The 19,509-nt window shown below is 63.4% G+C and carries 14 protein-coding genes; 4 read left to right on the forward strand and 10 right to left on the reverse strand.

Annotation, left to right across the window (positions count from 1 at the left end):
• The first annotated feature begins 354 nt into the window (after positions 1-354).
• Both AC1AUD_RS08115 and AC1AUD_RS08120 read left to right on the forward strand, forming a co-directional pair.
• Complete coding sequence (locus AC1AUD_RS08115; protein WP_476573815.1) at positions 355-1,170, forward strand: alpha/beta hydrolase; 816 nt, start codon at positions 355-357, stop codon at positions 1,168-1,170.
• A gap of 372 nt (positions 1,171-1,542) precedes the next feature.
• The gene (locus AC1AUD_RS08120; protein ID WP_476573817.1) at positions 1,543-2,517 is read left to right on the forward strand and encodes a hypothetical protein; all 975 of its coding nucleotides are present in this window, start codon (positions 1,543-1,545) and stop codon (positions 2,515-2,517) included.
• A 207-nt stretch (positions 2,518-2,724) separates the two neighbouring features.
• On the opposite strand, the gene AC1AUD_RS08125 is transcribed toward AC1AUD_RS08120, so the two are convergent.
• From AC1AUD_RS08125 to AC1AUD_RS08155, 7 genes are all read right to left on the reverse strand, one after another.
• A complete protein-coding gene (locus tag AC1AUD_RS08125) occupies positions 2,725-3,114 on the reverse strand; it encodes a Rid family detoxifying hydrolase (protein WP_476573819.1) in 390 nt (129 codons plus the stop codon).
• A 53-nt stretch (positions 3,115-3,167) separates the two neighbouring features.
• Complete coding sequence (locus tag AC1AUD_RS08130) at positions 3,168-4,562, reverse strand: amino acid permease (protein ID WP_476573884.1); 1,395 nt, start codon at positions 4,560-4,562, stop codon at positions 3,168-3,170.
• 303 nt (positions 4,563-4,865) lie between these two features.
• On the reverse strand, positions 4,866-5,750 hold the full coding sequence (locus AC1AUD_RS08135) for a glycerophosphodiester phosphodiesterase (protein WP_476573821.1): 885 nt from the start codon (positions 5,748-5,750) through the stop codon (positions 4,866-4,868).
• A 572-nt stretch (positions 5,751-6,322) separates the two neighbouring features.
• Entirely contained in the window at positions 6,323-7,462 is a 1,140-nt protein-coding gene (locus AC1AUD_RS08140; RefSeq protein WP_476573823.1) for a protein rep, read from the reverse strand.
• A 46-nt stretch (positions 7,463-7,508) separates the two neighbouring features.
• Positions 7,509-8,273 carry an FtsK/SpoIIIE domain-containing protein gene (locus AC1AUD_RS08145; RefSeq protein WP_476573825.1) on the reverse strand — a complete coding sequence of 255 codons (765 nt, stop codon included), beginning with the start codon at positions 8,271-8,273 and terminating at the stop codon, positions 7,509-7,511.
• On the reverse strand, positions 8,270-8,638 hold the full coding sequence (locus AC1AUD_RS08150; RefSeq protein WP_476573827.1) for a hypothetical protein: 369 nt from the start codon (positions 8,636-8,638) through the stop codon (positions 8,270-8,272). Before AC1AUD_RS08150 ends, AC1AUD_RS08145 begins: the two co-directional genes overlap by 4 nt.
• An 86-nt stretch (positions 8,639-8,724) precedes the next feature.
• Positions 8,725-9,042, reverse strand: a complete 318-nt coding sequence (locus AC1AUD_RS08155; RefSeq protein WP_476573829.1) for a hypothetical protein — start codon at positions 9,040-9,042, stop codon at positions 8,725-8,727.
• A 169-nt stretch (positions 9,043-9,211) separates the two neighbouring features.
• Between AC1AUD_RS08155 and AC1AUD_RS08160 the strand changes: the two genes are divergently transcribed.
• The gene (locus tag AC1AUD_RS08160) at positions 9,212-9,991 is read left to right on the forward strand and encodes a helix-turn-helix domain-containing protein (protein ID WP_476573831.1); all 780 of its coding nucleotides are present in this window, start codon (positions 9,212-9,214) and stop codon (positions 9,989-9,991) included.
• Positions 9,992-10,140: 149 nt separating this feature from the next.
• Here AC1AUD_RS08160 and AC1AUD_RS08165 read toward each other — a convergent pair whose 3' ends face one another.
• The 3 genes from AC1AUD_RS08165 to AC1AUD_RS08175 form a co-directional block, all read right to left on the reverse strand.
• Positions 10,141-10,581 (reverse strand): transposase, encoded by a 441-nt coding sequence (locus AC1AUD_RS08165; protein ID WP_476573833.1) that lies wholly within the window; start codon positions 10,579-10,581, stop codon positions 10,141-10,143.
• A gap of 124 nt (positions 10,582-10,705) precedes the next feature.
• Positions 10,706-14,998, reverse strand: coding sequence for a Spy0128 family protein (locus AC1AUD_RS08170; RefSeq protein WP_476573835.1), 4,293 nt, complete (start codon positions 14,996-14,998; stop codon positions 10,706-10,708).
• Between the two features lie 335 nt (positions 14,999-15,333).
• Positions 15,334-15,819, reverse strand: coding sequence for a hypothetical protein (locus tag AC1AUD_RS08175; RefSeq protein WP_476573837.1), 486 nt, complete (start codon positions 15,817-15,819; stop codon positions 15,334-15,336).
• Positions 15,820-16,958: 1,139 nt separating this feature from the next.
• On the opposite strand from AC1AUD_RS08175, the gene AC1AUD_RS08180 reads away from it, so the two are divergent.
• Positions 16,959-19,448: a bifunctional DNA primase/polymerase gene (locus AC1AUD_RS08180; protein ID WP_476573839.1), complete on the forward strand. Its 2,490-nt coding sequence runs from the start codon at positions 16,959-16,961 to the stop codon at positions 19,446-19,448.
• Positions 19,449-19,509: the final 61 nt, after the last annotated feature.

Genomic DNA, 19,509 nt, shown 5'->3' on the forward strand with positions numbered 1-19,509 from the left:
TAAGCGCTTATGTTGCATTACGCAAGCGCTTACTGCACTGCAATGACGGGAATGCTGATTTTGCTGGACTGTGAACCCTAACAGGATGGCACGGGCCGGCGTGTCGCGATATGGCATGTGAGCCCTCACACATACCGAACGTCATCGAAATCCAAGGAGTGCCGCACACAGCATGCCAACCGGCGAAATCATGCGATGCGCCAGGACGCGAGGCACGCCACTCCATGCAGGGCGCGCATGCAACGCCCGGCCGAAAGCGACTTCATGACCGTGCCGCGGCCCCGCATCGGACAGCACGTCCACGGCGGCACGTATCACGGAGACACGCAACTCATTCAATGACGAAAGGCACCCATGCACATCCCCATCCGCACCATCGCAGGCATCGACGGCACCGAGGCCGAGCTCACCGGATATGTCATCGACCGGCCCTCATGGCGGGAACCAGCCCCCGCCCGGCCGGCGGTGCTCATCCTGCCCGGCGGCGGATACGAGATGACCTCGGACCGCGAGGCCGAGCCGATCGCGCTCAAGGTGCTCGCCATGGGATACCACGCCTTCGTGCTGCGCTACTCCTGCGCGCCCTCGCGCTATCCCGTGGCGCTGGTCGAGGCCGCGGAGGCGATGCGCCTCATCCGCGCGCACGCCGACGAATTGGGAGTCGACCCGGAGCGCATCGCCGTCATGGGCTTCTCCGCGGGCGGGCATCTCGCCACCCACCTGGCCACCCAGTGGAACGGCGTCCTGCCGCGCGAACACGGATTCGAGGCCGCCGATATCCGTCCGAACGCGCTGATTCTGTCCTATCCGGTCATTTCCTCGGGCGAATACGCGCACCGCGGCAGCTTCGACGCACTGCTGGGCGAGCGGCGCAACGATGCGGCGATGCTCGAGGCCGTGTCCCTGGAACGGCACGTCACCGCCGACATGCCGCCGATCTTCGTGTGGCACACGGTCACCGACCAGCTTGTGCCGGTCGAGAACACGCTGGCGCTGATCGCCGCCGCACGCCGCGCCGGTGTGCCGATCGAAGCGCACCTCTTCCCCTCCGGACCGCACGGGCTGAGCCTGGGCACCGAGGAGACCGCGGTCGACGACGTGCCGCCCGAGGAGTGCGTGCAGATCTGGCCCGACCTGCTGAGCCGCTGGCTCGCCCGCGTGTTCGGTTGATCCGGCCGATCCGGCTCCGCCCAGTTCCATTGCGGGTGCCCCTGCCCCACCGTGGCTCCATTCCGAGCCGCGCCCCAAATACGGTTTCCCGCACATCGACGAAACCCGTGCGGAAAACCGTATATATAGCAACTCCTTCGGATACGGTTTTCCGCATAGCCACCGTTGCCGTGCGGAAAACCGTATCTGAATCGCACCCTTCCGAGACGGTTTTCCGCATACCCTCTGTCGGCGTGCGGAGAACCGTATCCGCAAAGGCCAAGCCAATCCAAGACCAATCCCGTATGGACGCGACACGCCGAGGGGCAAGCCTCCGACCACAATGCCCTAATTCCCACCTGCGATTTGCCGGAACGCGCTACGGTCGGCTCCATGAGAGCCAACAGTCACGTGGAACAGCTGCTGAACACCGCCGAACGCGAGCATCGATGTGCGTTCGGCGAGGATGATCCCATGCGCCGCGCGCTGCTTCGACGCGCGCACGCCGGCGAATTGGTGAATCCCTACCGCAATATCTACGCGCGGTCCGCGTATTGGTCCGCGTTGAGTCTCCCGGAGCGTTCGCTGCACGTCGCCCAGGCGCTGAACCGAAAACACCGCATATGGGTGTTCGCCGGACTGATCGCCGCAACGGCCCACGGACTGGAACACACCTGGTCGCTGCACAACGGGCGCATCGCCATCGCAGTCACCGGCTCCGCAAAGGATCGCACACGTCAGCCGCTCGATCGCATCCACATGCCGCGCGTGGATCGCGAGTGCATCGGCGGCCTCAGCGTCACTCCGGTGGCACGCACGCTGGTCGATTGCGGACTTAAATATCCATTCGCCACCGCATTGGCCATGTTTGATTCGGCATTACGCCAAGGAAAGGTCACGCACAACGATGTGTTGGAAATCTGCGATGGCATGCCGGTCGATTGCGGCCCGGTGCTGCGACTGCTCCACCATGCCGACGGCCGCAGCGAGAATGGCGGCGAATCACTGGCGCGGGGCATCATCATCGACAACAGTTTTGCGACGCCGGAATTACAAGTGGAGGTGGCCGATCCGGCGAATCCGCGCAACCGATACCGCGCGGATTTCGTATGGCGGCTGCATGACGGACGCGTCATCGTCGCCGAATACGACGGCATGGCCAAATATGCGGACCCCAGCATGACCGGCGGGCGTTCCGTCCGTCGCACCGTCCATGACGAACGCGAGCGCGAGGAGGGCCTCCGCCGCGCAGGAGCCACGACGATCATCCGCTTTGATTACCAAGAGGTCACGCAAGTCAATCCGCTCATCCGCAAACTGATGGATGCCGGGGTGCCGACCCTCGATAGCCGGTGGCCGCGCACATAATTCCCTTCCGCTATACGTACGATTTTCCGCAGGCCAACGGCCCCTTGCGGAAAACCGTACATATAGATGGTTCTTCCGATACGGTTTTCCGCACGAACACCATTACTCTGCGGAAAAACGTATTTGAAGCATATCCTTCGAGTACGGTTTTCCGCATGGGCTTCGTTGGTGTGCGGAAAACCGTATCGGCGGAAACGGGCAGACCGCTCAGCAGACGGCGATGGCGTCGATCTCGACGAGCGCGCCCTTGGGGATGTCGTTGCCGCCGAAGGCGCAACGGGCCGGCTTGATCGAGCCGATGAAGACCTCGGCGTACTTGGCGTCGATCTCCTTGAAGTCCTCGACGTTCTTCATGTAGATCGTGGCGCGCACGACGTTCTCGATGCCGGAGCCCGCGGCGTCGAGGATGTTCTTGATGTTCTTCAGAGCCTGCGCGGCCTGCTCGCCCGCGGTCTCGCCCGCAAGCTCGCCGGTGGCCGGGTCGATGCCCAGCTGGCCGGAGACGAACACGAAGCCGTTGGCCTTCACGGCCTGGCTATAGGCGCCCAGCGCGGTCGGGGCATAGGAGGTAGCGACTTCTTCCAGCTTGTCGTTCATAGGAATCCTTTCATCGGTATCGCGGCGACGGCCGCTTCCACGGACCACTATACCTACCGACCGTCCGCCTCGGCGGCATCAGCGGCGCCGGCGGCCGTTTCCTCCCCGCGCCGACGCCGCACCGCCGCCACGATGTGATACACCACGTAGCACAGCGCGACGAACGGCACCATATAGACCAGCGTCGAACGCTGCGACGGGTCGATGGCGACGAGCACCAGCGCACCGACGCACATGACCAGCGCCGCCCATGGCACGAAGGGATATCCGGGCGCCCGGTAGCCGAGCTCCGAAGCGGAGCGGCCAGAACGCACCCACTGCCTGCGGAAGCGGATATGGCACACGGACACCGACATCCACACGACCAACGTCGCCAGGCCGGAGACGGCGACCAGCGCCAGGTAGACCGTCGAGGCGGCGACGACCGACGACAGCAGCGCCAGCAGGCTGCCTGCCATGGAGAACAGCACCGCATAGCCGGGCACGCCATGGAAATTCGTGCGGGCGAGCGCGTGCGGAATCATCCGCTCGCGGGCCAGCGACCACACCATGCGCGAGCAGACGTAGAGCCCCGAGTTCGCGGCGGACAGCACGGCCGTCAACACCACGAAGTTCATGATGTCGGCGGCGAAAGGCAGTCCGATGCTCTGGAAGACCAACACGAAGGGGCTGGTGTCGACGCCCGCCTGATGCCAGGGAATCAGCGCCGCCATCACCGCGATGGAGCCGATGAAGAAAATCGCGAGCCGCAGCACGGTGGTGTGCACGGCCTTGGGGATCGCACGGCTTGGATCGCGGGTCTCGCCGGCAGCGACGCCCACGACCTCGGTGCCGGAGAAGGCGAACACGACGGTCAGCAGGGTCGAGAACACCGGCAGCGCGCCGTTGGGAAAGCCGCCGCCCGCGACAAGATTGCCGAACATCGGCGGCGTGGTGCGCCCGGCGATCGGGATCGCGCCGAACATCGCAAGCAGGCCGACGACGATGAACGCGACGATGGCGAAGACCTTGATCGAGGCGAACCAGAACTCCGCCTCGCCGTAGAGCCGCACGGACAGGATGTTGAGCACGAAGACGACGGCGATGAAGGCCGCCGACCACGCCCAGGTGGGCGAGCCGGGGAACCATCGCTGCATGAGCAGCCCGGCCGCCGTGAATTCGGAGGCGAGCGCGACGGCCCAGTTGAGCCAGTAGAGGATCGCGATGGTGAAAGCCGTGCCGGGGCCGATGAAACGCTTGGCATAGAGGTGGAAGCTGCCGGCATATGGCATCGCGACGGAGAGTTCGCCGAGCGAGAGCATGACGAAGTAGACGAGCAGCGAGCCGATGGCGTAGGCGAGGATCGCGCCGAGCGGACCGGCTTGGTGGATGGTCTGGCCCGAGCTCAGGAACAGTCCGGTGCCGATGACGCCGCCGAGGGAGATCATCGTCAGATGCCGCGATTCCATCTTGCGCTCGAGATGGTCGTGCCCGTTGCCAGAGGCCGCGCCCGCGCCCACGGGCCGCTGCCCGGACACCGCGGAGTTCGCAATGGGGCTTGCCGCAGGGGTCGCCGTATCAGCAGTATCCGCCGCGCGTTCGGTTTCCAGTGTCATATCCGCCTCCGTGCGCCGCCGACCGCGGCCGCCTCGGGCAGATTACCTCAGCGCATCCGGCCGGGATGCGCGTGTTCCGGTATCAGAGAAAGCCGCATGCGGCATGCCGTCGCGATGCCTCTCCGGCATGGAGGCGCCAGCATGGTGCAACGCGACCTACGCACGCGCGCCGGATGCGTTTTGGTATTCGTCCGTCACCCGGCGCATCGCCTGCGCATCGCCGCCCATCACACCGTCGACGCCCAGGCGCAGACAGCGTCGCTGTTCGTCGGGCTCGCGGATCGCGCCAGCGAACACGGCGACGCCGTGACGATGTGCCTCGGCGGTCAGCGGGCGGACGATCCAGCGCTGACGCACCACGATGAAATCCACGGACGCGGCGATGCCCTGCGCGGCTGTCGGCAGGTCACGGCAGAACCATCCGACGGTCCAGTCGGGGCGCAGATGACGCACCATATCCAGCGCATGCTGGTTCGATGACATCAGCATGGTCCGTCCGGCGAAGCCCGCCCGGTCGATCTCGCGGACGACGGTTCGCGCCACACGCGGGGCATGGCGGTTGTCGGTTTTGAGATCAAGCAGCAGACCGAATTTCCCGCCCGGCACACGGCTCGCGGCAGCGATGGCCTGCGCCAGCGTCGGCACGTGATAGCCGCGGCCGTCGGCGGACATGCGCATGCGGGACAGGGCGCGATGATTCGTCGCCGAAACCAGCCGGTCTCGCCCGTCGGCGGCGAGGCGCCCGGTGCGCCGGTCATGGAAGACGACAGGCACGCCGTCGCGGGTCAGACGCACATCGATCTCGGCATAGTCGGCGCCACGCAGACCAGCCTGTTCGATGGCACGCACGGAATTCTCGGGAGCTGAGCCATCGCCACGGTGCGCGATCGTCACCGGAACGGCGAGGGACGGGGAGCTGCGCTGCGCGGGCATCGCCACCGCGAACACCACGCATACGATGGCCAGCACCGCGGCGAGCGGCGTCATCATCGCCCGTCTTGGCGCCCGCTTCATCGCGTTTGCGCTCCGTGTCAGCCTCATACTTTCATTATGAACCCGCATTCCGCTTTTCCCCGCGGTTTTCAGGGGTTTATCAGGGCTTTCCCCCATAACCTGACGCTGGCGGCGCTTTGACGGAAGGCCCCTGTGCCGGGAACGGCAGAGGACATCCCGGCGGATCGTCTTATCCGAGACTTCGATCGCGTCCGATACCCCTGGCTCACGCGTAGGCCCGAGGACGTGCGACAGTGGGTCGATGAGCACGCCAATACCGCGTGACTGCTCGTAGTGATGTGCCCGATTTGTGCCCGATGACAGCGACGTCAAGAACGAACACGGCGGAAATCCTTGGAATTCCAACCGTTCTCGTGGGCTCGAAGGGATTCGAACCCTCGACCTTCTGTCATATCGGGCACATGTCACGCTGTTTTGCGTTGACATGCGTTGCTCCTGTTTTTGGCTTGTTTTCAACGATTATAGACCTTTCGTTGTACACGCTGGGACACGTTGGAATGCGGTGAGTTGTGCGGCGATGTGCCCGATTTGTGCCCGATTTCAGGGCCGCGCACGCAGGCAGCCGCGCATAAGGCTAGATCAGTATCGCGTCGGAATGCTCATCGCTTGGTCTCGTCGTCGAGCACAGCATCGATCAAGTCGAGTGCAAGTGGTATTTCTCCAGTTTCGGTTTTCTGCAGGACGTGACTGAGGATGTTGGGGTTGGCCATGAGGGTTTTGCATTCGTGGTGGGTCAGGGCGATGGCCTCGGTGCCGTGGATGGTCTGGTCGATGATCTGCCGGTCGGTCTGCTCGACGTCGTTCAGGCCGGTGTCGGCGCGGAGGCGGCGGCTCCAGGTGATGGTGCGGCGTCGCCATGTGGCGTCCACGTATTCGAGCCAAAGCCTTTGCACGCGTGGCTTGCCCAATGAGTCGATGACGGGTCGGTCGAGGAGCTGGAACGGGGCGAGGCTGTCCCCACGTCCGTGCTTGCGGTCGGCGCGCGTCATCTCGCTGGCCAGGTCACGTCGGTCCGGGCTTTTGGCCAGGTAATCGGCCAGTCCGTCGGCCTCCCGCGCGTCCCCGGTGGTCTCGACGAGCACGCCGTGCCGTTTCGATGGCGGACGGCGCTCCGGGGCCAGGGCCAGCACATTCCGCGCCCATAGGTCGAGCAGGCTCCGTTGGAGTCGCTTGGGATCGTGGGGCCGGTCGAGGTAGAGCAGGACGTGCAGGTGCGCGTGCCATCCGTGTCTGAGGCTCCAGGTGGTCTCCATGCAGCGCACGTAGTGGCGGATCCCCGCCTTCCCGCGCAGGTCCCTCCATTGCTGGCTTCCCGCGAGCCTGCTCCACGCGGGCCCGACCAGGGTGATCATGTCCGCCAGCATGTCGCGCGCCCCGTGGGGAACAGTCAGGGTCACGAACGCGAGCGAACGGCCAGGCACCCCGATCCAATATTGGATGGTGGCGTGCAGGTCCCGGGCACGACGGGCGCGGATGATGGGCGTGCACACTGGGCAGCACCACGGGCTGGCGCAATGCTCTAGGCCCGACACATACGCCTTGTCCCCGTTGAGACGGATGCCGGTCACACCCAGGGGCCACCCGCATCTGGCTGGTCTAGGCGGTCTCGCGAACCCGCCGACTGTCGCTCCCCCGTGCCCGCGCATGGTCCGGTCGATGAGCCATGCCTGAGAGCGGCGGCGGCGCGAGTACTGTTCTTCGCGCCATGCCCTGAGCGCGTCCTGTTCGGTCCGGTCCATGAAAGGCCGCTATGCGCGCACCATATATATAGCCCGAGGCTTGGTGTCATGCGTCGACGCGGAAACGCACCGCCTGCCGGTGCTCGCGGTCGTACCAGTAGCCCGTACCGGGCCGGGACAGTGGAATCGCGTGGGGCGCACATCCGGCCTCGACCGCGTCCTCGCCCATGAGCATGACCGACTCGCTACTGTCGGCCAGAGACAGGCCGATCCGGTTGGGGAACATGTCGCGCAGGGGGAATGCGTCCTTCCGGGGGTCCTGGGTCGCGGCCACGACGGTGACGCCCGCACTGCGGCCTAGTCGCAATAGCCGGCTCAGCAGGCGCATGGCCCGTTCCTGCAGCTGGCGTTCCTCCTTGCCGATTCCGCCCGACAGTTCGGCGGCCTCGTCGACGAACACGAACACGAACGGCAGGCCCATGCCCTCGGCGACCTTTTCCAATCCCTTCGCGCGCAGCCATAGGTTGCGCCGTTCCCGTTCCCCGTCCACCTCCTCCAACAGGGCGACCGTCTCCTCCAGGCTCGTGGCCAAGCTCTCCATGCGGCCGCGCCATCGCTCGAACTGGACCCCGTCTTTGAGGTCGACCCCGCGCACCGACGCCAGTCCGTCGGCCACGGGCCCGTACACGAGATGCGAGATCAGCGCGTCCAGCAACCATGATTTGCCGGATCCGGTCTGGCCAGCCACGAACACGTGTTGGCCCACGGAAAACGACAGGACCCGCCCCGACAAGGCGTCGCGGAACCACAGCAATCCGCGTTTCTCCTCGCCGGGGCGGGTTCTTCGCCATGGCAACGGCCAAAGGCTCATGTCAGCTCCCACGTATGCGCGCGCAGCCGGGTGTCGGCCACGCTCTCGCGCATGCCCAGGCTCGACGCAATCTGTATGCCCGCGTCCGCGGCCTGTCTCATGCTCCTGATGCCCGGGATCGCCTTGTCCGGCGCCACGATCCGGATCCTCTTCGGCCGGCCCATCGTGAACGGCAGGCCGAACCGCCCGTACCCCACCCTCGTCTCCCGACGACAGGACTCGTCCGTGATCCCCAGGATCGCGCAGACAGTATTATGGTTCTCCATCGTCTCCCACCACGCACGCCACGCCGTCAACGCAACGGCCAGCACGACCGCCAGCACGCACGCCAACACCACAGTCTGGCCCACGGTCAATCCAAACACGATTCATCGCCTCCATATCCATCCGAAGACCGACGAGAAAGGGGCGCCAGCCCGCATCGGGACGCGCCCCTCCTCCGTGGTCCCGCCTACTTGTTGTCCCCGCCGAGCGGGTCGATCGACGCGGCGCGGAACGTCATGCCCGACCGCCCCTCGACCGTCCACGGCGTGCACGTCAGGTCGCCCAAGCGCACACGCACGTTCTCCATCATGTGCACCGGGTCGGCGCGCACCACGTCCACGTCAAGCACCTCCGGCCTCTCATCCTTGGGCCTGACCAGCAGACTCACCCGCTGCACCTGCACGCCGTCGCGGAGCACCGGATTGCCCTCCCGGTCCTTCCTCGCCTCGGCCTGCACGAAACGGATGTCGCCCAACGCAGCCGCATCCACCGGAATACGACGCATCGGAACCTCCTTTCCATTGGAACCAACGACGGGACGGACGTCCCATCGACACCCCCTATGCGCACACAAGCTCCCACCAACACGCGACACGATCCATGCGCACGCGACGCCGCGTGGCCGCATAGCATCATGCCGCAACGCATCCGCTCCAGATAAAAAGGAGATTGACATGGACGGAAACCACAGGAACGAAAACGACATCGCCACCAGCCTGCGCAAGCTGCGCCTGCACCTCATGCAGTTCCGGCCCCTGCCCGAACTGAAGCGCGAGCTCGGGGACCTTCGCCGACTGCACTCGCACGAGCTCGCCGCCGCGCTCAAGGCCATGCCCGTGGAACGCAAGGCGATGCGCACGGTCGAACGACTCACCGAATGCACCCCCGAACGGCTCAGGTTCCTGCGCGAGACCAGCGGCATGAGCGCCGACGACTTCGCATCCCGCCTGCACGTGAGCCGCGGGAAGGTGAGCGCCTGGGAGAACGGCCGCTCCCCGATTCCCCCGGAGGCCGTCGAATTGGCCGAGCGCCTGTACGACGACACGCGCGCCCACGCCCGCACCTTCATCCACCAGACCAGTGAACTGCAACGGCATCCCGTCCTCTTGCGCGAGGACGACGTCCCGGACTTCACCTGCGACGCCATCGTCCTCGTGCTTTTCCCGGACCAGGACTCCTACAACCAGATCATCGGCGGCATGCGCCAACTCGACAGGAACAGCCTCCGAACCGACGGCAAAAGCGAGCGTCCCACGTGGCACGCAAGGACATGGCGCTCCAGGGTCTGCACCGACATCCACGACTACCGGCTCCACAACGCCGCCGTGCGCATGGCCGCCATCCTCGCCGACGGCGAATGCGACACCTGGCGCGCCCCCTACGAACCCGGCCCCGCCATCGCCTACCGAACCCGCGTTCTCATCAGGACCTACGACCCCGTGAAACGCCGGTAGACCACTCCACACGCACAAGACCCCGGCCCTCCATACAAGGAGAACCGGGGTCCTGCCATTCAGAAACCCACGATGAACCCATCGACGTGTCAGAACATGGTCTCCGTTTTTATGGGTGATGGCATGTCCCTTGCCGAGGACGCCACCGCTCATGCCTGCGGCAGCGTCTGCCCGACCTCCAGCTTCTGTTCCAGTTCCTCCACCCGTTCCTGAAGCCAGGCGATGCGCAACGCCTGTTCGGCGATGAGCCGGTCCCTCAGGTCATCACTGTCATCCTCGTCGGGTTGGCAGACAGGAGGGGCGACGGGTCGGCGGAAGTCGAATGCGCCTTCCCGGCCCTTGGGCGTCGGCTGGCTTTGGGTCTTCCATCTGGCGAAGGCCCGTTCGATGCGCTTGTATCCGATGAGCTGCGGATCGAGGCCAGCCTCACGGAAGATCTTGACCGGGCTTTCGCCCGCGAGATACCGCGCGGTCGCGGAGGCGCGAAAAGCGTCGGAATAGGTGATACGCGTGGAGGTGACGCTCGCCACGGCAGGCAGGGAGCGGAGATAACGGATCTCCACGCGGCTGAAAGAACGGCTACGGTTCATGACGGGTCCTTGGTGAAGAAGAAAGTGGAACGGTTACGGATACGGCTGCGGAACTGGTTCGGATACGGGAGAGTCGGCCCCGGGGAATGGTTCCTCGGGGCCGACTCTCATAGCCTCGCTCTGTTTAGCGGCGCGCCTTACGCCGGCCGATGGCCAGCGCGATGCCAGCCGCAGCGAGCAGCACAAGCACGCCCGCGACGGACGCGATCGCCACGCCGGTCTGGCTCAGCGTCGGGTGGGACGGCTGAGGCTGATTGGCGTTGTTGCCGCCGTTGTTGTCCGGCTTGCTGGGCTGATCCGGAGTGTCCGGCTGGTCCGGGGTATCCGGGGTATCGGGCTCATCCGGAGTATCGGGAGTATCCGGAGTGTCGGGCTCGTCCGGGTCAGGGACGTCGGGATCCGGAGTGTCCGGCTTCTCGGGCTCGGGGGTGTAATGGTTCTGGAACACCACGTTGTCGGGATACAGGTTGGGCGAGAAGCTCGCCGTCACCATGTTGCTGTCCTTGCCGATGGTGAGCGTGACCACGTAGGTGCGCGGGTCATACGTGACTCCCGCGAGGTCGCCTTGGGTTTCCTTGAGCACATACGTGACGGGCACGTCCACGTTTTGCATGAGGTCGGTGAACGCGAAGTCGCCGTAATGCGGGTTGGTGGCGTCGACCGTGTTGGTCGCGGTCCTGTATGGCTCGGTTCCGACCGGGTTGCCGTTCTCGTCGGCCTTCCACAGCTCAAACCGGAACTCGCCCTCGTTCAGGGCGCGGCCCGAGAGGTATTTCCTGCCGGGATCCCAGTTGAAGGTCTTCGTGCCCGGGTCGGGCGTCGGAATCCAGTCCTTGGCCAACGGGTTGGTCACGATGATGTTCCGGTTCTTCCCGGCTTGGATCGTCACGGTCTTCGGAGAGAACTGGGGTTCGCCCCAATGCGTGCCTTCCGGCGCGTCGGGACGGGACGTCTCCTCCTCGAACGTGACCACCGTGCCGGCGGGCAGCTGCTCGCTGAGTTCCGGAGTATTGTCGGCATCGAACGTGATCTCCTTGTACCGCTGGCCGTGCTCACCGTCCATGTACGAGTACTTGACCGTGTACTCACCATTCTTCACCGCGTCCGTCAACAGCTCCGGATCAGCGGAGAACTGCTTCTGGATAGAGAACGTGCCGGTCGGCTCGTCCGCGATCTTGAGCGTGTTCGTCACCGTCACGTCGATCACTTCGTTCGCCTTGATGGTGATGGTCTTGTCAGGCGAGTACCGCACCGGCTCCCACTCGGTGCCCTCCGGGGCCGCGACGCTCAACTGCTCGTCGAACGTCACCTCGGTGCCCGCGGGCAGTTGCAGGACATTCCCGTTGTCCGCGGCGGGCTCGCCGGCCTTCCCGGTCTGCAGGTCCAGCTTGCCAGACATATCCGTATCGCCCAGCTTGTAGGAGTAAATGATGGAGAACTTGGTGCCCTCCAGCTTCGCCACGGCGTCCTCGGGGCCTTCGAGTTGCTTGGTCACACGGAACGAGCCGGTCTGTCCACCCGCGATCTTGAGCGTGTTCGTCACCACGACCTGGATGTTCTTCCCAGCCACGATCTGGAACTTGTCGCCTTCCCCGAGAGGAGTCTTCCTGCCATTCTCATCGAGAAGGGCATAGGAAACGCTACCCCATTCCGTGCCAGCAGGAGCCTCGGGCTTGTTGACCTCGGAAATCTCCACCCAGGTGCCGGCAGGCAACTGAGTATTGGACTGGGCGGGATCACCGTTCTTGACGAGATCTAGCTTACGGCTACCTTCCTTGCAATTCCCTGCCATGGAGTCCACGCACTGCCACTGGACCTGATAGCCTTCCTCGGGCGCCTGGTTCGCGGCATCGCCGGCCACGACCTTGCGCACGTTGAAGGAACCCGAAGCGACCTCCTGCTTCTCCGTGTTGTTGAACAGGGCCGCATCACCGTCCTGGGTGTGGCTCGAATATGTCACCACAGGCGTGTCCAGAGTGCCGTCGCCGTTGTCCTCGCCGACTTCGACGGTGACTGTGACGTCTCCGGCCTTGATCCACTTCTCACCCGGATCCTTCTCGGAAATGACATACGTGTAGGTCTTGCCCGCGTCCTTCAGATGGTACGTGATCTTGCCGAAGGTGCCAATCTGGGCGCCGTCAGTGCTGGTCGCGGTTCCGCCCTCGCCAGGCATCGGGGTGTCTTCCTTCTCTCCCTCGAGGGTGAAGTCGAACTTCTGACCGTTGGCGGGATCATTGCCGTCGACGGTCTTCTTCACGGAGAAGCTGGTCGTCGTGGTGGCGTCATAGGTGTTCGTGAAATTCAGCGTGAGGGGCTTGTCCGCGCTGTACTCAACCTTTTTGCCGTCGGCACTGGTCACATACACATGGAGCTTGTTATCCTTCTCGTTTTTCTCCACATCGAACGTGACTTGCCCTGGGTTCGTCTCAGCGGCCGTCCAGCCCGTGTTCACCTGATTCTCGGACACGTTGAACGTGTACGTGCCTTCCTCGGTGAAGGTCAGCACATCAGTCGGCTGGCCGTCTTCGCCTGTTCCGGTGAAGAACACAGGATTGGAGGTGCCATCCTCTGCGATCTGACCGTTCTTGCCGAAGACCGTGGCGGACAGCTCACCGCTTGGTTCGACCGAATTCTTGGCGCTTTCCGTCGGGGTGAGGCGGAAGGTGAAGTCCTGGTTGGAGTTGCGGCCGGTCACGGTCTTCTTGGCCTGCACCTTCACCGTCGCCCCGGTCTTCACCGTGTTCGTGAACGCGGCAACCGGGTCGTTGGCGTTCTCGGCCGTGGCCTCGTCCTGGGACTGCTTGGTGTACGTCGTCCGGAGAGTGCCATCCTCGTTCACCGTTATAGTGGCCATGTACGTTGATTGGTCATAGGCGACGCCATCGAGCTCACCTTCGTCTTCGCTGATTTCGAAGGTGTAGGTCTTGCCTTTCTGCAGGGCGAACTCACCAGCGGACGGGAACCTGAACGTCTTCGTATCGTTGCCAGTCACGGAGACGTTCACAGCGGCGGAATTGTCCGTCAGGTTCTCGCCAGTCGCGCCATACAGCTTTCCGTCTTGTCCACTGGTGCATTCCGCGGTGAAAGAGAACCGACGGATGGTATCGTCGTCCACCGGCGCGCCGGTGACGGTCTTCGAACCGTTCAAGGTGGCGACGATCGGGGTGTGCGTCCACGTCACGTGGATGTCGTCGCCCACGCCCGGGGTCACCACGGCCTGAGTCGCATCATTCCGATTAGTGACCGGTTCGCCCTCGGCGTCCTGATAGACGACCTTGCCATCGCAATTCTCGACGCCATTCGTGCATTCCACGGTGGTGACATACATACTGCGATCCGTGTCCCCGACGGGCGTATCGGCAAGCACGTACGGTTGCGGGTCACCGTAGGAGTTCAGCAGTCTCCAGGATGTCGTGGCCACGTCATTGGTGTCGACCGTAGCTTCTTTCGTCATGGTGCCGTCAGCGAGGTTGCCAGCGTCGTCCGTCACCCTGGTCTCGCTGTCATCGGCGAGCTTCACCGAGGTGGCGAACTTGTCTTCCTTCCCCGCGCGATAGCGGCTACCGCCATCAACAGCTTTGAATGTGCTGGTGGCCTGCACGCCGGACATCATCACGCCCAGGGCCACGCCCTGCAGACCGGTGGTGCTCCACTTGACCGTCATGGTGTCGGGGTTGTCGACGGCAAGGATGGGGGTGCCCGTCTTGTCGTCGGCGTTATTTGGCTCGCATGTATACGTCGTCGCGTTCTTGCCCGGTTCCCGCGCGCTGCACGAGTTGCCCAAGTCCGAGATGAGCCTCAACGGCTTCCCCGTGCTGGAGGTCCACGTCAAAGTCTCTCTTGCTTTGGATGTGTTGACATCGGTGCTTTCAGCGTCTGCGATCACCACGGAATACCCCGCCTCGACGCTGGAGTCGTCCTTCGTCAGCGTGAAGCCATGCAAAGTGATGGTGGAATCTAGTTGAGTGTTGCTGTGCCAGGTGGAGGTGCGGCGCGCCTTGTACAGGGCCGGATGACCCTTGACGCCCGTGTATGCGCTGTTGCCCAGGTAGGAGGCACTGTACGTCGGGAACGTCGACGCGATCACCTTCGCGCCTTGTACGTTCAGGTGGAAGTTCAGCTTATACCCGCTGCCAAGGTCGAACGAGAACTCGTCATTGGGGTTCACGCCGTCCATGGCCTTGTTGGCGTCTTTATCATCATATGGATTGCTGCCGCCATTGCTATCCCAGAGGTTATCTTCCCCGCTTTCGCTGACGACCTTGCTCATGTCCAGCCAGCAGATGGTGTTCGCGTACTCGCCTTTGCTCCCGGCCTCCGCGTACGAGCAATCCTTCGGTTCCGAGGCGGCGAGGTCGTCCACGGACGTCTCCGCCGCATTGGCGGTGGACGTGAGCACGCCACCGGTCAGCAGCATCGCCGCGCCCGCGATGAACGCCGCGATCCTTTTCCCTACTCCCCTAGCACATAGGGGGGGGGGTCTGTTGTTTTTGCATATCCACGCACTCTTTCTCCGGTCCGCACGCACTTCCCTTGGGACCGGTCTCTCCATACGCGCCCGGACGGGTGCCTACACGAATCTAAACGCTAGTCCCCCTCGAAAACCCCTGCAATCACCCTTCAGGGGTGGTTCAGGCATACCAATACCAGGCAATCGGCCGCGGCAAAACGCTTGCCGAACCACGACAAGATGCCCCCTAAGACGATGCGACCGGCGTGTCGACGCAACGTCCGTAATGGAATCGCGCTTAATCACGCGGCTGCCATCGCACCCCATGGAGGATGGCCGCGGCCACGATCGCGGCGAGCGTGCAGGACTCGTCGATCCCCAGCGCCCGGGAGGCGCAGTCGGCGGCGAGGCACAGGTCGTCCGCGCTCCAGGCGAGGTACGCGGCGACGGCGTGCGCCTGGCACAGGCGTGTCCGCTCCCCCCACCCGCTGGAACAGCATGGCCATGTTCCGCACGGACGTTTGGTCCATCGAGCCGGGGTCGTCGAACAGTCCCTCGAGGCGTTCGTTCATGCGCCGACGGGTGGAGGCGAGCCCGGGCCTGCGCGCGAGGGCGAGGAAATCATCCTCGTCAACCCGTGGGTCGATCGCGGCGAGGACCACGGCGTCGCGCACGTGCAGGTCGTGCTCGATGAGTGGCGCGAAGCGAAGCAGTCCGTCCATATCGGGGTTGCCCCTCAGGGTCTTCCAGAGGCCGTGTAGGTCGATGTTGGTGATGGTGGCGGTCATGTCAAATGGTCCTTTCAGTCCCGTGATTTTGTTTTTGCCGTTCTTCGGCGGACCCGGGCCACGCCCGCCTTGCCCGCCGGCGTCAATGGCGACGGACCGGTCTTCGCAGTGCGGCGCCGTTGACGCCGGCGGGCAAGGCGTGGCTAGGATCGAGGCCGAGAAGAACGGCAAACCGCCGGCGAAGCCGGCCAGGATAAGAAGGACACCGTCGCCCGGCCCGGGCCGGGCGTCCATGCCAGGGCCGCGGGGCTTGTTCCGCTCCGATTCCCGCCCCGACGCCGCGGAGGAGGGAACGCGCGGTGACGGATGTCTGTGGCCGCGCCTTGGCGCGGCTGAGCCCCCGAGCCGGCCGGCAGGCCGGCGCAAGGGGCGGCTCGGTAATGAATCGCGGTTAAATGCGCGGATAGTTACCGATATGAAAATGCGCCATCCATCTACCCGCTGATTCGAAGAAGAAAGCGACTAAAGGTCTGAAAAAGCGGTGGCACAAGTGGCACAAGGCACTGTTGACTGTCTTTCCTTTTTATTTTTGGGGTTTTTCGCCCGTTCCATCTGCCATTCTCCATCGTGGCGCATGATGGCACTGACCGGCGCTAAACAATCTCAGCCTTGCGCGTAGACACATCATAGCTTGATCCTAAAAGACCATACGTCGAATCGAACTAGCCATGAATTCGGCTTTGAAGCCCTTCATTCGGCGCGTGATGGCCTCGATAAATCTGCGTTTTCAATCGCAGCGTAAGTAAGGTTTTTCACGACACGCCGTTTGACAGGCGAAAATTAAATGGTATTTTATTCGGCAACAACTGAATATCCACGACATGCCCTTGATAGCCTGACGCGAAGGTTAATTGAGTGGGCGGCCCCATAACGTCACCGGTAAAGCAGATCGGGTTGACGGGGCGAGCAGGGTATGTCCTAAGACGAGGTAACTTTTACACCGGCCACAGACCGATCCAGGTGCATCGGACCAGGGAAGCGGAATCTTCGACCACGTCGGCACCGACCTTTTTCAAGAAAAGGCCGTAAGCTGGCGTATTCTTTCCATTCTCTAACGAGACCAGATACCGTCGGCATACGGCCGGACAAGGACCGACATGGACCAAGTTGGCACAATCTCCGTGCCTATGCCTCGCATCATGTCAGAAGTCATCCGGGCACATGTGCTCATGCCCCGGCATGACGAATTGGCGTACACCGTAACCAATGCGCATTTCGCGTCGAACCTCAATTTGAAGTTTGATGTAGACACGCATCTCGTTCCTCTCGTCCGTCGAGAGGGCTCCGAGTATTTCATCTTCACCCAGCCCAAGGCAAAGGACTTCCACCCGGGAATACTGCGAGTAATGCAGGAAATCATGTCCGGCGATTTGCGCGTCGAGCCCCAGTCCAGCGGTGGTGCCGTAATTTGGAGACGTGCGTTACCGGACCGAATCGTGGACGAGCACGACGCTCCTGCCAATTTCCTGCCAGTGGCGGCGCTTGAAAAGGTGTACCACATCCCCAGCAGGGATATGCTTCCCGGCTTGCAATCCACCGTGGCGGATATCCTTTCCCGCCTGAACATGACCATTCGCAAAGGCGCGACCCTAGTATGCACTGATGGCATCCTACGCTATCTTGCCGTGCCACGCGTCACGCCGCTGGCCCCAGGAGAGGGTGCTGACGGCTCGCGTGTCCGTGAGACCGACTGGGTCGAAATTGAGAACGGAAAATGCTGCACCGGCCCGGACCACACACCCATCGACTACCAGGACCCTGGCATAGACACCACATATACCTGGAGCACCGGCGTCACAATCAGGGAGGCAAAAACTCTCGCCACGCGCATGGCATGCGTGCTTCGTCGTTGGACCGGCAACGACGCTGTCTCGTCGCGCAACCTCCTGCTGATGCCAGCTAGCCCGTTCCTGCGGACCCATGCGCAGCATATCTATTACCTCATGGGAAACGGAGGCAAAGGCAAAAGCACGGTAGCTATCGATGAGCGCCAACACCTCGGACCGCTAAGCTGCACGTTCAGCATGGATCTCCTAGGACAGCCCTCCGCCTTGAGCGCCGAAAATCAAATGCTCGAGCTCTGCCAACACGTCTTCGCGCTGTGCGATGACTTCGATCCGCGATACGGCCGGTTCGAGAAAATCATGCCGAATCTAAAGACGTTGGCGACCGGAACGCTTCCATTCTCGGCGCGCCTACAGGGGCAAGACGCGATTCACGACGTCTCTCCTCAGTCCGTCCTCGTGGTCACGTCAAACTTCATGCCAGCGATCTCAGACAACGAGGAAGACCAGCGTCGCTTCGCGATGGCCGTGATCTCCAACACAATGGGATTCTGGTCGGAATACCTCGGCAGTCTACGCCAACACGGTTTCTGGCCGGTGATGCTCGCTTCCGCGATGGAATGGGTCAGCTCCGAGGGACAACATCTACGCGGCATCGCCTATGTCAACCCCGCCGATCTGTCCGACGAGGATCTCACTGTCATCACCGAGGTCATCCGCAATGGGTTCGCCGAACCGACCGCTCACCCCGGCACCAGCTGGAGAAAGCTCGGTCTAATCCGCAGGAGCCGCCGCGTCGGAAAGCGCACCGTCCATGTGTACATGCCACCCAACGAGTCAAACCCCCTGCATTCAAAATGGCTGGCATGCCGCGCCGAATTGGAACGACTGGACCGGGAGTCAGGCGTGGCCATCGTCCATACCTGGGATCTCTCTCCCCTTCCCGGCGATCCGATCCAACAGATGACGGACTCCGGCGTCTCGGGCGATTTGTTTGCGCTGAAAGGCGGCGACGACTACTCCACCGCGAAACAGCCCGCAGTGCGGTCGTGGAAGAGCTTGCTCTCCGTCGGCATCGGGGTGCGCGCGCACGGCGACAAAACTCCAATGCAAGGGTTCTGTCCCGATGAAAACTGGATGGTCCTCGACCTGGACGTTCCCAAGGGCACCGACGCCAACCTGCCGGACGGATGCGATCTGATACAACTTATGGCTGGCCCCTTGGGGTCGCCCGACGGGATGGGAGACCCCGCGCTCGTCGTACGCACCGCGGGCGGCGGCCTGCACCTGTACTACCGTATCCCCCAGGGATTCATGCCAAAGAACGCAGCACACCTCTTGCGAGGCAAACCTGTATTTGAGAATGGGCCCGTCTACCAAGCGGGAGCGCCCATCGACGTGCGCGTCGGCCGCAAAGGCTATGTGGTCGCGCCAGGCTCCGCATGCGCTCACGGTTCCTGGGACGTGGTAAGGCTCGGCGCTCCAGATGGCACCCACACTCTACCCGCGGGCGTCGCCGACCTCTGTCGTAAGCTCGGTCTTGCCGAGAACACCGCGCAGATCAGCCGAACGTCTTCTTTAAAAAGCTCCACGCGGCGCATCCCCACAACGAGAGAACAGGTGAAGGCCGATCCCGTACCCGAGGGATCCAGACATGACACCTGCCGCGATCAGGCTTGGGGACAGGCCGCGTTGTGCCGAGAAAAAGGGCTGGGACAGGATGAAGTCGACCGGAGAATGAACATCGTGCGGGAGCGCTTCCAAGCTTCCGGACTGCCATCCAAGACCATCGAGGACTGCATCCGCAGCGCCACGCAGAAACAAGGCTTCATCTACCACGTCTGATGCAAGCAGGACGGGGCTCCGCCTCTGGCACCTCAGCAGGAGCATACGAGGCGGAACCCCT

This window comes from Bifidobacterium sp. LH_730 (assembly GCF_056355835.1).

Bases quoted from the DNA above. Each gene is read 5' to 3' on its own strand.
- AC1AUD_RS08115 (WP_476573815.1), top strand. From the start codon at position 355: ATGCACATCCCCATCCGCACCATCGCAGGCATCGACGGCACCGAGGCC.
- AC1AUD_RS08120 (WP_476573817.1), top strand. From the start codon at position 1,543: ATGAGAGCCAACAGTCACGTGGAACAGCTGCTGAACACCGCCGAACGC.
- AC1AUD_RS08125 (WP_476573819.1), bottom strand. From the start codon at position 3,114: ATGAACGACAAGCTGGAAGAAGTCGCTACCTCCTATGCCCCGACCGCG.
- AC1AUD_RS08130 (WP_476573884.1), bottom strand. From the start codon at position 4,562: ATGGAATCGCGGCATCTGACGATGATCTCCCTCGGCGGCGTCATCGGC.
- AC1AUD_RS08135 (WP_476573821.1), bottom strand. From the start codon at position 5,750: ATGAGGCTGACACGGAGCGCAAACGCGATGAAGCGGGCGCCAAGACGG.
- AC1AUD_RS08140 (WP_476573823.1), bottom strand. From the start codon at position 7,462: ATGGACCGGACCGAACAGGACGCGCTCAGGGCATGGCGCGAAGAACAG.
- AC1AUD_RS08145 (WP_476573825.1), bottom strand. From the start codon at position 8,273: ATGAGCCTTTGGCCGTTGCCATGGCGAAGAACCCGCCCCGGCGAGGAG.
- AC1AUD_RS08155 (WP_476573829.1), bottom strand. From the start codon at position 9,042: ATGCGTCGTATTCCGGTGGATGCGGCTGCGTTGGGCGACATCCGTTTC.
- AC1AUD_RS08160 (WP_476573831.1), top strand. From the start codon at position 9,212: ATGGACGGAAACCACAGGAACGAAAACGACATCGCCACCAGCCTGCGC.
- AC1AUD_RS08165 (WP_476573833.1), bottom strand. From the start codon at position 10,581: ATGAACCGTAGCCGTTCTTTCAGCCGCGTGGAGATCCGTTATCTCCGC.
- AC1AUD_RS08170 (WP_476573835.1), bottom strand. From the start codon at position 14,998: ATGCTGCTGACCGGTGGCGTGCTCACGTCCACCGCCAATGCGGCGGAG.
- AC1AUD_RS08175 (WP_476573837.1), bottom strand. From the start codon at position 15,819: ATGACCGCCACCATCACCAACATCGACCTACACGGCCTCTGGAAGACC.
- AC1AUD_RS08180 (WP_476573839.1), top strand. From the start codon at position 16,959: ATGTCAGAAGTCATCCGGGCACATGTGCTCATGCCCCGGCATGACGAA.